General features: G+C 49.8%; 3 protein-coding genes and 1 CRISPR repeat array. All 3 genes read right to left on the bottom strand.

Annotated features, from left to right (window positions below; translation table 11 throughout):
* Positions 1 to 17 precede the first annotated feature (17 nt).
* A CRISPR array of direct repeats spans positions 18 to 11,735; the repeat unit is 37 nt; unit sequence GTTTCAATACCGTTCCTCGGAAAATGAGGATTGAAAG.
* A 185-nt stretch (positions 11,736 to 11,920) separates the two neighbouring features.
* The 3 genes from QMC96_07790 to QMC96_07780 all read right to left on the bottom strand — a co-directional run bounded on the left by QMC96_07790 (position 11,921) and on the right by QMC96_07780 (position 12,609).
* A complete protein-coding gene (locus tag QMC96_07790; GenBank protein ID MDI6876655.1) occupies positions 11,921 to 12,100 on the bottom strand; it encodes a hypothetical protein in 180 nt (59 codons plus the stop codon).
* Positions 12,101 to 12,172: 72 nt separating this feature from the next.
* Entirely contained in the window at positions 12,173 to 12,358 is a 186-nt protein-coding gene (locus tag QMC96_07785) for a DUF86 domain-containing protein (protein ID MDI6876654.1), read from the bottom strand.
* Positions 12,301 to 12,609, bottom strand: coding sequence for a DUF86 domain-containing protein (locus QMC96_07780; protein MDI6876653.1), 309 nt, complete (start codon positions 12,607 to 12,609; stop codon positions 12,301 to 12,303). The genes QMC96_07785 and QMC96_07780 overlap by 58 nt, the downstream gene beginning before the upstream one ends.
* Positions 12,610 to 12,640 lie beyond the last annotated feature (31 nt).

Here is a 12,640-nt window from a genome sequence, read left to right as displayed (position 1 = left end):
ACATGATATTCAAGCCAGTTTCAATACCGTTCCTCGGAAAATGAGGATTGAAAGTGCATACCCGTCTCGATGGGCAGCCAGAGCCCGAGACGTTTCAATACCGTTCCTCGGAAAATGAGGATTGAAAGTCTGCATGTTTGTGATATTCAGATCCTCGAACACGGTTTCAATACCGTTCCTCGGAAAATGAGGATTGAAAGGGTATCGAGCGGTTCCGGATCCATCATCCCGTCTTTCCGTTTCAATACCGTTCCTCGGAAAATGAGGATTGAAAGGCCGGGTGCTGAAGTCGATCGGGGCGGAGTATCGGGAGTTTCAATACCGTTCCTCGGAAAATGAGGATTGAAAGCGGGGTTTCTCCTGATCGTGGACAACGCCTCCGCGGTGTTTCAATACCGTTCCTCGGAAAATGAGGATTGAAAGCCCGAAACTCAAAGAAGAGCATCCGGAACTGAAGGGCGTTTCAATACCGTTCCTCGGAAAATGAGGATTGAAAGATCACCTCCTCTCCACTATGGAGCGTAGCGATACGGTTTCAATACCGTTCCTCGGAAAATGAGGATTGAAAGGGCACCGGGGGGACCGCGAAGAGTTCCGCCTGCTGGGTTTCAATACCGTTCCTCGGAAAATGAGGATTGAAAGAGACTGGCAACATTCCTGATCGCGGTCCTCGACGCCGTTTCAATACCGTTCCTCGGAAAATGAGGATTGAAAGTGCTTGAGGATCGGCGGGAACTTGACCTCGACCGCCGTTTCAATACCGTTCCTCGGAAAATGAGGATTGAAAGCCGTTGATCAGAAAAAAATGGAAAAACGAAAGGCTACGTTTCAATACCGTTCCTCGGAAAATGAGGATTGAAAGACACCAACGGCGACAGGTCGGACTGGTCGGAATGGGGTTTCAATACCGTTCCTCGGAAAATGAGGATTGAAAGCCGGGACCGTCTCCATCCGTCTCCCGCATCACTCTCGTTTCAATACCGTTCCTCGGAAAATGAGGATTGAAAGTTGTAGTGGACGTACAGCTCCTGTGCCAGCCTCTTCCCCGTTTCAATACCGTTCCTCGGAAAATGAGGATTGAAAGATACCCTGCCTGATGGCCGCGTATTTCCGGCGGACCGTTTCAATACCGTTCCTCGGAAAATGAGGATTGAAAGGGCCTCCCGGGGGATCCGGTAGACGTCGGCGATCACGTTTCAATACCGTTCCTCGGAAAATGAGGATTGAAAGCCTCGAGGCAGCCGGGCCCGGCCTCCGAGCAGTCAATGTTTCAATACCGTTCCTCGGAAAATGAGGATTGAAAGGGGAGCGGTGCTACCGCGTGCGGGATTATTTCGCCCGGTTTCAATACCGTTCCTCGGAAAATGAGGATTGAAAGACTGGGAAGGAGCCGGGGCCGAGATGATCGGCTACACCGTTTCAATACCGTTCCTCGGAAAATGAGGATTGAAAGAATACATCCGGGCCACCAACACCGGCGGCTCGACCCTGTTTCAATACCATTCCTCGGAAAATGAGGATTGAAAGCACCATGTCTATACATGTCTCACCCTGTCTCCACTGCGTTTCAATACCGTTCCTCGGAAAATGAGGATTGAAAGTCAAATTGATTCCATGCAGTCCCGTTATAAAAATAAGTTTCAATACCGTTCCTCGGAAAATGAGGATTGAAAGGCCAACTCGTTCACCGCGTCCGGGCAGACCGTGACGTTTCAATACCGTTCCTCGGAAAATGAGGATTGAAAGCGCCCCCCGGCGTTCCTGGCGAAGCAGTACGACAGGTTTCAATACCGTTCCTCGGAAAATGAGGATTGAAAGCATAGATGTTGTAGACGGGGCAGCGGGTCGGAGACCGTTTCAATACCGTTCCTCGGAAAATGAGGATTGAAAGCGTGAAAGGTCACAACGGAACACAGGATACTCCGATGTTTCAATACCGTTCCTCGGAAAATGAGGATTGAAAGGGGACGGCAGGAATTACACCTGCGGCAGAACCGGGTTTCAATACCGTTCCTCGGAAAATGAGGATTGAAAGACCTGGGGGACGAGCTGATAACTACGGCAGAAGCCAGTTTCAATACCGTTCCTCGGAAAATGAGGATTGAAAGTTCTGCTCACCCGATGCTCTCAAAAAGGGGGTTAGAGTTTCAATACCGTTCCTCGGAAAATGAGGATTGAAAGCTTTGCATGGTTACCGCGCTGTTCGGGGGCCGCTGCGTTTCAATACCGTTCCTCGGAAAATGAGGATTGAAAGGGGGTGTGACCACCCATTCGGTATATTCCGGGTTCCGTTTCAATACCGTTCCTCGGAAAATGAGGATTGAAAGATTTATCAATTTGACCTTTTACTGTCATTCTTCTACAGTTTCAATACCGTTCCTCGGAAAATGAGGATTGAAAGAGATCCCGATCAACGCGAGATCCGCTTCAGAGTGCGTTTCAATACCGTTCCTCGGAAAATGAGGATTGAAAGGAGATAGGGCAACTTCATGAGGTCGTCGATCGTGAGTTTCAATACCGTTCCTCGGAAAATGAGGATTGAAAGATGTGGAAATGGTCAGACATAAATTGCTCCTCAATGTTTCAATACCGTTCCTCGGAAAATGAGGATTGAAAGATAGGGACAGAGATCGAGGGAGATCCCGGACTTCTCGTTTCAATACCGTTCCTCGGAAAATGAGGATTGAAAGTCGGCCGGAGCCGGGGGCCGTTCCCCGGACTCCAGCTGTTTCAATACCGTTCCTCGGAAAATGAGGATTGAAAGTCCACTTGACCTGAACATCGGTGGCGGCGGCCGCCGTTTCAATACCGTTCCTCGGAAAATGAGGATTGAAAGGTAAACCCTTCCCAGCCCAGTTCCCGCAGGTAACGTTCGTTTCAATACCGTTCCTCGGAAAATGAGGATTGAAAGTGACTTCGAGCGGGGGCGGTCCGCGTGAACTGCGAGGTTTCAATACCGTTCCTCGGAAAATGAGGATTGAAAGACTTCCGCGGCTTGCGCCACCAGTCCGTCACGCGACGTTTCAATACCGTTCCTCGGAAAATGAGGATTGAAAGATCCTATCCTGATCCCCGGACTGATGCCGGGAGAAGTTTCAATACCGTTCCTCGGAAAATGAGGATTGAAAGGCATCGAGGAGCGGTGATGCACTTTCACCGTGCGCACGTTTCAATACCGTTCCTCGGAAAATGAGGATTGAAAGTATGCGTATCAGATCGGGCAGAGGAAAGCCGCCGGGGTTTCAATACCGTTCCTCGGAAAATGAGGATTGAAAGTTTGAGGCAACGAGCGACCCCCGAAAGGGTGTGCCGTGTTTCAATACCGTTCCTCGGAAAATGAGGATTGAAAGATCCACCAGACCGCCGAGGACTCGCGCTGGATCGACTCGTTTCAATACCGTTCCTCGGAAAATGAGGATTGAAAGCTCATCCCACTTATCCCAGGAGAGCACCCGAAATACGTTTCAATACCGTTCCTCGGAAAATGAGGATTGAAAGCAGTGACCTCCCAGACGCCCCAGGCGAGCAGGTCCCCGTTTCAATACCGTTCCTCGGAAAATGAGGATTGAAAGGCGTATGTTAACCGCGCTATATGGGACGAGGCGCGGTGTTTCAATACCGTTCCTCGGAAAATGAGGATTGAAAGTGGTCGAAATTATCGCGCAACCCTCTCGAATGAGTTTGTTTCAATACCGTTCCTCGGAAAATGAGGATTGAAAGTGGACAAGATTGCTCGGCCCCTCTGCGATGATCCTTAGTTTCAATACCGTTCCTCGGAAAATGAGGATTGAAAGTCTACTACGACCCGGACCACGCCGATAACGATACCTACGTTTCAATACCGTTCCTCGGAAAATGAGGATTGAAAGCGGATCTGTTTTTCGAGGTTGCCGTCGGCGGCTCCGTGGTTTCAATACCGTTCCTCGGAAAATGAGGATTGAAAGAGGTCGTCGTTGAGCTGTCCGTGCTCGACGATCTTTGTTTCAATACCGTTCCTCGGAAAATGAGGATTGAAAGGAAGATCTCCATCCCTACTCCATCGCTCCCGAAGATCTGTTTCAATACCGTTCCTCGGAAAATGAGGATTGAAAGTGGAATCCCTGGAACCGGTCCGGGTCGTAGTCCGGGGTTTCAATACCGTTCCTCGGAAAATGAGGATTGAAAGGGGCCGCGGTCCGGACGCAGAACGCATGGAAGGAGAAGTTTCAATACCGTTCCTCGGAAAATGAGGATTGAAAGTGTGGCGTTCCATCCACCGCTGGGTTTTCCCTTCGTCGTTTCAATACCGTTCCTCGGAAAATGAGGATTGAAAGCTACTGATGGGATGCGCTGACACATCACCACCGGCTCGTTTCAATACCGTTCCTCGGAAAATGAGGATTGAAAGGTCATATCCACCAAGAATACGGCCAAGTCAATTACAGTTTCAATACCGTTCCTCGGAAAATGAGGATTGAAAGGCCCTGAGATCCCTGAGGAGCCCTGAGAGGGCCTCATCGTTTCAATACCGTTCCTCGGAAAATGAGGATTGAAAGCTGCGAACGTCGTTTCGTTCGTTACCGGAACCACAGTTTCAATACCGTTCCTCGGAAAATGAGGATTGAAAGTTTCAGGGCAGGGTTCCGGCCCGACCTGGCAGACCGGTTTCAATACCGTTCCTCGGAAAATGAGGATTGAAAGCCGTCCCGATGGATACGGTCAAGGGCCAGATCACAACGTTTCAATACCGTTCCTCGGAAAATGAGGATTGAAAGGGTTACCGGCCGGCCGGCAGACGTGACGGACGCGGCGTTTCAATACCGTTCCTCGGAAAATGAGGATTGAAAGTTGCGTTATGAACCATTCCGCTATGCCTCGCCCCCGGTTTCAATACCGTTCCTCGGAAAATGAGGATTGAAAGGGTAGCTGGTGTTGTTCGCCCGCGTGGCCGTGCGGTGTTTCAATACCGTTCCTCGGAAAATGAGGATTGAAAGTTGGGATATTCTGGATTCGCTGGGTAATCAGCATCAGTTTCAATACCGTTCCTCGGAAAATGAGGATTGAAAGCGCACGACGGCCACTTCGTCTGGGATCCCGTCTTCGCGTTTCAATACCGTTCCTCGGAAAATGAGGATTGAAAGATCCTCCCATTGTAGAGAATCCGATCTACAATCTGCGTTTCAATACCGTTCCTCGGAAAATGAGGATTGAAAGCAGTATTACCGTCAAGGACATTAGCGCAAGTACTGCGTTTCAATACCGTTCCTCGGAAAATGAGGATTGAAAGACAAACTCAAATGCCTATCTGGAGCCAGGACCGAACGTTTCAATACCGTTCCTCGGAAAATGAGGATTGAAAGGCGCATACACAGCCAGGAATACCGCGACGGCAGCGAAGTTTCAATACCGTTCCTCGGAAAATGAGGATTGAAAGCCCTCATCCCAGACTGGTGCCCCCTCGAGCAGAGTGGTTTCAATACCGTTCCTCGGAAAATGAGGATTGAAAGTAGGGTATGATCATGAACTCTGGAGGGTTCAGTTCAACGTTTCAATACCGTTCCTCGGAAAATGAGGATTGAAAGTGAGTGTGGTTGGGTCGGACTCCTCTCTCCCCCTAACGTTTCAATACCGTTCCTCGGAAAATGAGGATTGAAAGGCAATACCCCGCCCGCGCCCTTCCCGCGCAACCAATGTTTCAATACCGTTCCTCGGAAAATGAGGATTGAAAGAGATTGCCGCCTCTTCTTCAGCGCCCAGGCAGCGGTGTTTCAATACCGTTCCTCGGAAAATGAGGATTGAAAGCCACCAATTTTTCCCGCTTTCGCCGCCGCGCTCGCCGTTTCAATACCGTTCCTCGGAAAATGAGGATTGAAAGATACAGGTTCCCTATAACAACCCGCTCTTCCTTGCGTGTTTCAATACCGTTCCTCGGAAAATGAGGATTGAAAGTGGTTGCCTATGCGGTTCCTTTTGCTACATGGGCTGTTTCAATACCGTTCCTCGGAAAATGAGGATTGAAAGGGCGTCATCGGTGTGGATCTCGGCGTGAAACACATCGCGTTTCAATACCGTTCCTCGGAAAATGAGGATTGAAAGACCCGTTTTAACGGGTGGTAGTTGAAAAACAACTGACGTTTCAATACCGTTCCTCGGAAAATGAGGATTGAAAGCGATATACGGCACCTGATCTGCCGGAACCCAGTACCGTTTCAATACCGTTCCTCGGAAAATGAGGATTGAAAGTCGTTTTCGCAGAACCGCCCCTGTATCATACACGTACGTTTCAATACCGTTCCTCGGAAAATGAGGATTGAAAGAGGGGGCTACCGTCTAGCAGAACATGCAACAGTTCGTGTTTCAATACCGTTCCTCGGAAAATGAGGATTGAAAGACGAGCGGCATGGCGTCCCCGATAAGTTCCCTGATGGTGTTTCAATACCGTTCCTCGGAAAATGAGGATTGAAAGCCCGGAGGAGACGCTTTCCCATCTCCTTGCAGTAAAGTTTCAATACCGTTCCTCGGAAAATGAGGATTGAAAGATCTGGCAGGGCAGGGTAACCTCCGTACCGGACACCGTTTCAATACCGTTCCTCGGAAAATGAGGATTGAAAGATATGTCAGCATATACTACACGAACAATTGGATAAAGTTTCAATACCGTTCCTCGGAAAATGAGGATTGAAAGATGTACATCCGGCCATACCCGCCGAGCCCCTCCCATGTTTCAATACCGTTCCTCGGAAAATGAGGATTGAAAGACGCCAGGGACCGATCGACCACAAATGTCTCGAATGTGTTTCAATACCGTTCCTCGGAAAATGAGGATTGAAAGGTCCGGGCGTTTTAATATATCCACTCGCGGCATAAAGTTTCAATACCGTTCCTCGGAAAATGAGGATTGAAAGGTGACAATCGGAACTTCCGTGATCGATTTAAGGTACGGGTTTCAATACCGTTCCTCGGAAAATGAGGATTGAAAGATTCATAGTCAAAAGATAGAGAGCCTTGTTTTAAAGTTTCAATACCGTTCCTCGGAAAATGAGGATTGAAAGTCGTCCATCCAGGATATCGGCGAGAACCCCATCGCCGTTTCAATACCGTTCCTCGGAAAATGAGGATTGAAAGTCAGGATGGAGGCCGAGATACCAGGCAGGCAGGTGCCGTTTCAATACCGTTCCTCGGAAAATGAGGATTGAAAGCATACCTCCGCCGTGCGGGTCAGGGCCGGTGGGGTGGGTTTCAATACCGTTCCTCGGAAAATGAGGATTGAAAGCCGAACAACGTCATGATGTCCGCCGTGGACATACCGGCGTTTCAATACCGTTCCTCGGAAAATGAGGATTGAAAGTAGAATTACGAGCGGATCGGGACAAACTGATTCGTGCGTTTCAATACCGTTCCTCGGAAAATGAGGATTGAAAGACAACAATACCGCAGGCACAACACAATGGCCCGCCGTTTCAATACCGTTCCTCGGAAAATGAGGATTGAAAGAATAACACCGGCGGGGCAAATCGCCCCCCAGGGCAAGTTTCAATACCGTTCCTCGGAAAATGAGGATTGAAAGGTAACCGGGCGCCCTCGGTCTGTATGCACCGCATACGTTTCAATACCGTTCCTCGGAAAATGAGGATTGAAAGGTGCGGAGGTTGTGCAGGGTCAGGAGCAGCATATCCCGTTTCAATACCGTTCCTCGGAAAATGAGGATTGAAAGGTCAGCCACCTGCGCGATGTATTGTTCCCACAACCGCGTTTCAATACCGTTCCTCGGAAAATGAGGATTGAAAGCCGGTAGATCAGGGAGAAGATGGTGCCGTGGTAGGTGTGTTTCAATACCGTTCCTCGGAAAATGAGGATTGAAAGAGAAGAGCCGGGTGAAACGACCCAAACTCGATCTCGTGTTTCAATACCGTTCCTCGGAAAATGAGGATTGAAAGATCACCTGTCCCTTCTGCCGCTACCGATGGCAACCGAGTTTCAATACCGTTCCTCGGAAAATGAGGATTGAAAGGGGGGGAACGCCGCTGGCGGAGGCGGCGGTGCCGGAGTTTCAATACCGTTCCTCGGAAAATGAGGATTGAAAGATTCCTGGCAGAAATCGGGTTCAAAGAACCGTTCAAGTTTCAATACCGTTCCTCGGAAAATGAGGATTGAAAGTCGTGAAGAGCGAAGGGTCTGAAGTCCATAACCAGAGTTTCAATACCGTTCCTCGGAAAATGAGGATTGAAAGCAACCATTTCCAGCGTTAAAGGAGGATAAGCCCCATGTTTCAATACCGTTCCTCGGAAAATGAGGATTGAAAGATACAATCTGGTCCACGGGTTTGTAGTTCTGCAGGGTTTCAATACCGTTCCTCGGAAAATGAGGATTGAAAGCAAATAGGACCTTCGCCGTGATGGTGCCGGCCATCAGTTTCAATACCGTTCCTCGGAAAATGAGGATTGAAAGGGAATAATATATTTATTTGTATACCATTGAATCCCATGTTTCAATACCGTTCCTCGGAAAATGAGGATTGAAAGAGAACGGATCGGAGATATTGCCTGCGTTCTACTGCGTTTCAATACCGTTCCTCGGAAAATGAGGATTGAAAGGGGGATGTCATCGGGTTTGAGTGGGACGCATCTTCCTCGTTTCAATACCGTTCCTCGGAAAATGAGGATTGAAAGGTGTGTAGATTGTCGTTTGTGTGATATTCGCCGCAGTTTCAATACCGTTCCTCGGAAAATGAGGATTGAAAGGGATGCTCTTGATCTCCGCCTTGATGTCCTTGAGCAGTTTCAATACCGTTCCTCGGAAAATGAGGATTGAAAGATCACGCCTTTTGGTGGTCGCTGAACCGGATCGCGTGTTTCAATACCGTTCCTCGGAAAATGAGGATTGAAAGGGGATCGTCTCGGTCTCCGCCCACAACCCGGGCCGCAGTTTCAATACCGTTCCTCGGAAAATGAGGATTGAAAGCTTCACAGAGCGCCTTCACCAGTACTCGAGTGTCACCGTTTCAATACCGTTCCTCGGAAAATGAGGATTGAAAGATAAACACGCCCAGAAATGAAGATTTGCCCCTCGGGTTTCAATACCGTTCCTCGGAAAATGAGGATTGAAAGGTGGATCGTCTCCTACGATATCGGGCGCTACTACAAGTTTCAATACCGTTCCTCGGAAAATGAGGATTGAAAGGTGACAACACCACGCGCTGGAATGTTTACGGCGACCAGCGTTTCAATACCGTTCCTCGGAAAATGAGGATTGAAAGGTGAACGGTGCTACCGCGTGTGGGATTATTTTGCTAAGTTTCAATACCGTTCCTCGGAAAATGAGGATTGAAAGTCCTAAAGTCTCCGTACCTAGTCTGCCGAAGGTGAGTTTCAATACCGTTCCTCGGAAAATGAGGATTGAAAGGCCCGATAAGCCCGATATGGTTCTTGGTCTTCGTATCGTTTCAATACCGTTCCTCGGAAAATGAGGATTGAAAGAGGTTCGCTCCCTGCAGGTTGGCCCCGGCGAGGATCGCGTTTCAATACCGTTCCTCGGAAAATGAGGATTGAAAGTTGGAACCCGTCTACGATCCGGTACAGTCTCTTGACGTTTCAATACCGTTCCTCGGAAAATGAGGATTGAAAGTGAGTGATCGAGGCGGTCCCCGGGACGACGATCGCGTGTTTCAATACCGTTCCTCGGAAAATGAGGATTGAAAGACAATATCACCGGGGTCCTGGACTCCGACGCCCTCAGTTTCAATACCGTTCCTCGGAAAATGAGGATTGAAAGCCACCAATTTTTCCCGCTTTCGCCGCCGCGCTCGCCGTTTCAATACCGTTCCTCGGAAAATGAGGATTGAAAGAAACAGGTTCCCTATAACAACCCGCTCTTCCTTGCGTGTTTCAATACCGTTCCTCGGAAAATGAGGATTGAAAGTGGTTGCCTATGCGGTTCCTTTTGCTACATGGGCTGTTTCAATACCGTTCCTCGGAAAATGAGGATTGAAAGGGCGTCATCGGTGTGGATCTCGGCGTGAAACACATCGCGTTTCAATACCGTTCCTCGGAAAATGAGGATTGAAAGACCCGTTTTAACGGGTGGTAGTTGAAAAACAACTGACGTTTCAATACCGTTCCTCGGAAAATGAGGATTGAAAGCGATATACGGCACCTGATCTGCCGGAACCCAGTACCGTTTCAATACCGTTCCTCGGAAAATGAGGATTGAAAGTCGTTTTCGCAGAACCGCCCCTGTATCATACACGTACGTTTCAATACCGTTCCTCGGAAAATGAGGATTGAAAGAGGGGGCTACCGTCTAGCAGAACATGCAACAGTTCGTGTTTCAATACCGTTCCTCGGAAAATGAGGATTGAAAGACGAGCGGCATGGCGTCCCCGATAAGTTCCCTGATGGTGTTTCAATACCGTTCCTCGGAAAATGAGGATTGAAAGCCCGGAGGAGACGCTTTCCCATCTCCTTGCAGTAAAGTTTCAATACCGTTCCTCGGAAAATGAGGATTGAAAGATCTGGCAGGGCAGGGTAACCTCCGTACCGGACACCGTTTCAATACCGTTCCTCGGAAAATGAGGATTGAAAGATATGTCAGCATATACTACACGAACAATTGGATAAAGTTTCAATACCGTTCCTCGGAAAATGAGGATTGAAAGATGTACATCCGGCCATACCCGCCGAGCCCCTCCCATGTTTCAATACCGTTCCTCGGAAAATGAGGATTGAAAGACGCCAGGGACCGATCGACCACAAATGTCTCGAATGTGTTTCAATACCGTTCCTCGGAAAATGAGGATTGAAAGGTCCGGGCGTTTTAATATATCCACTCGCGGCATAAAGTTTCAATACCGTTCCTCGGAAAATGAGGATTGAAAGGTGACAATCGGAACTTCCGTGATCGATTTAAGGTACGGGTTTCAATACCGTTCCTCGGAAAATGAGGATTGAAAGATTCATAGTCAAAAGATAGAGAGCCTTGTTTTAAAGTTTCAATACCGTTCCTCGGAAAATGAGGATTGAAAGTCGTCCATCCAGGATATCGGCGAGAACCCCATCGCCGTTTCAATACCGTTCCTCGGAAAATGAGGATTGAAAGTCAGGATGGAGGCCGAGATACCAGGCAGGCAGGTGCCGTTTCAATACCGTTCCTCGGAAAATGAGGATTGAAAGCATACCTCCGCCGTGCGGGTCAGGGCCGGTGGGGTGGGTTTCAATACCGTTCCTCGGAAAATGAGGATTGAAAGCCGAACAACGTCATGATGTCCGCCGTGGACATACCGGCGTTTCAATACCGTTCCTCGGAAAATGAGGATTGAAAGTAGAATTACGAGCGGATCGGGACAAACTGATTCGTGCGTTTCAATACCGTTCCTCGGAAAATGAGGATTGAAAGACAACAATACCGCAGGCACAACACAATGGCCCGCCGTTTCAATACCGTTCCTCGGAAAATGAGGATTGAAAGAATAACACCGGCGGGGCAAATCGCCCCCCAGGGCAAGTTTCAATACCGTTCCTCGGAAAATGAGGATTGAAAGGTAACCGGGCGCCCTCGGTCTGTATGCACCGCATACGTTTCAATACCGTTCCTCGGAAAATGAGGATTGAAAGGTGCGGAGGTTGTGCAGGGTCAGGAGTAGCATATCCCGTTTCAATACCGTTCCTCGGAAAATGAGGATTGAAAGATCGCCGTTGCCAGCGCCTCAAAATTGTCAAAGTAGGTTTCAATACCGTTCCTCGGAAAATGAGGATTGGAAGTCCAGGATACCTTCGATTCGGTTGGTGATCATCTCAGGGAACGAACGTCTTGAGGATCTCCTTCCTGCCAGTGAATCGTTCCGTTGCGCACCGTTTCCGGCAGGTCGATCGCGGCACGTTCTCTCCTCGTGGTGGTGTAAGCGGCTTCCAGGCAAGATCCGATGCGAGGGAGGATCGGGGATGTCTCACACCCCTCCCCGCAGGACCTCGTCGATCATCCGTTCCTCGATGGGTTTGAGGTCCAGGTACTCTGCCAACACCCGTTCGATGCACCGGAACCGCCGCCCGTCGTCCCGGCTCAGGATCAGCTGCCCCCTGATCATGCGGTGGACCGCCCGGAGCGGCGCCGCGTTGATCACGCTCACGTCGACCGGCAGGCGAAGACGACCTCCTCGTGACCCTCCAGGACCCGGCGGATGCGGGAGACGATCTCTTCCCTATCGCTGCCGCTCAACGCGACCTGCGCAGTCCAGCACCTCCGCGACGAACCTTTCGATATCGGCGAGGTCCTCGTTCAGGATGGCAAAGACTCTTCGATCGTCGATCTTCCCATTGGCGTGAATGATCAGGTTCCGGGACTTCGCCATCTCTGCGCAGCGTTCGGCGAGGTCCCGCTCCAGCACGCCCTCGCGGCCCAGGAGCAGGAAGCAGTCCCCGTAGCTGTCTGGTATCTCCTGGAGCGATCGTGGCGATCGACGTGGCTGCAGATGGAGATTGCGCCTTCGATCGCCACGATCAGCCGGTACTTGGCGGCATCCCGCACGTACGGGTTCGAGAGGAACTCCGCCTCCCCCAGGCGGACAATCCGCTCGAGATCCCGCAGGGTTTGCCGCACTTCTCCGCACCACCGCTTCAGCAGATCGACATCAACCATACTGCAATGAGAATTGCAGGGCCTGAAGATA

It is taken from the genome of Methanomicrobiales archaeon, from assembly GCA_030019205.1.
Taxonomy (GTDB): domain Archaea; phylum Halobacteriota; class Methanomicrobia; order Methanomicrobiales; family JACTUA01; genus JASEFH01.
This window is presented reverse-complemented; position numbering and strand designations above follow the sequence as displayed.

Coding starts and splice junctions, on each gene's coding strand:
- QMC96_07780 (MDI6876653.1), bottom strand. CDS start 12,609: ATGGTTGATGTCGATCTGCTGAAGCGGTGGTGCGGAGAAGTGCGGCAA.